Annotated in this window: 1 protein-coding gene; it reads right to left on the bottom strand. The window is 63.8% G+C overall.

Annotated features, from left to right (window positions below; all coding sequences use genetic code 11):
* Positions 1-199 precede the first annotated feature (199 nt).
* The coding region (locus tag EOA86_RS34805; RefSeq protein ID WP_281035730.1) for a phosphate acyltransferase at positions 200-1,357 on the bottom strand (1,158 nt) is incomplete at its 5' end.

Genomic DNA, 1,357 nt, shown 5'->3' with positions numbered 1-1,357 from the left:
TTCCAGTTGCCGGCAAACACGGGAGGCGGCCTGCGGCTGAGTGACGGCAAAGCCGGATAACCGCCAGGGCACCAAGCAGCGCCGCGGCATGCGTCAGCTTCCACCCTCCGCCCGTCATTCGCCGTGAACTCCGTTTAACCGCCCGTCGCGAAAGCTACCGCTTTGCGTTCATTTATCAGCTTACCGCGTAAAAGCCGTTTTAGCCCAGATTTACGACCGCCTGCGCCTTATGGGCCGCTTCGACCACGGCGAGCGCCGTCATGTTGACGACGCCACGTGACGTCACCGACGGCGTCAATATATGCGCCGGTCTGTCGGTGCCGAGCAGGATCGGGCCGACATGCAGCGCGTCCATCATCGCGCGCAGCGCGGTGAGCGTGATGTTCGCCGAATCGAGATTGGGAAAGACCAGCAGATTGGCTTCGCCCTTCAGCCGCGAATGCGGATAGACCCGCTGGCGCAGCTGCTCCGACAAAGCCGAGTCGGCATGCATCTCGCCGTCGCATTGCAGGTCTGGCGCGATGCGCGCCAGGATTGCCGCCGCCTGCCGCATCTTGAGCGCGCTTGGCGAATCGCGTGAGCCGAAATCCGAATGCGACAGCAGGGCGGCCTTGGGTTCGATGCCGAAGCGCTGGATTTCTTCGGCCGCCAACACCGTCATCTCTGCGATCTCCTCGGCCGTCGGATCGACCGTGACGTGGGTGTCGGTGAGGAAAATGATGCCTCGCTGCGAGATCAGCATGGAAAGCGTCGACAGGTCATGATCCTTGATACCGGCGCGCGGGCCGATGATCAGGGTGACATTGCGCAAATGCCGCTCAAAACGTCCTTCCAGGCCGCAAACCATGGCGTCGGCATCGCCACGCTTGAGGGCAAGTGCGGCGATCACCGTGTTGTCGGTGCGCACCAAAGTGCGGGCGGCCTCCGTCGTGACGCCGCGCCGGCCGGCGAGTTCGATCAAAAGGTCGACATAGTGGCGATAGCGTGGGTCGTCCTCGGGATTGATCAGGCCGAAATCGACGCCCGGCTTGATGCGCAGTCCGTAGCGTTTCAGCCGCACCTCGATGACGTGCGGGCGGCCGATCAGGATCGGCTCGGCGATGCCTTCCTCCAGCACCACCTGGGCGGCACGCAACACGCGCTCATCCTCGCCGTCGGCATAGATGACGCGCTTGGCATTCGACGTCTTGGCCATCGTGAACACCGGCTTCATCACCAGGCCGGAGCGGAAGACGAAGCGGTTCAGCGTGTCGATATAAGCGGCAAAGTCGGTGATCGGCCGTGTCGCGACGGCGGTGTCGCAGGCGGCTTTGGCCACCGCCGGAGCGATGCGCAGGATCAGCCGCGGGTCGAAGGG

It is taken from the genome of Mesorhizobium sp. M5C.F.Ca.IN.020.32.2.1 (assembly GCF_004023105.1).
In the GTDB taxonomy this organism is placed as follows: Bacteria; Pseudomonadota; Alphaproteobacteria; order Rhizobiales; family Rhizobiaceae; genus Mesorhizobium; species Mesorhizobium wenxiniae.
This window is presented reverse-complemented; position numbering and strand designations above follow the sequence as displayed.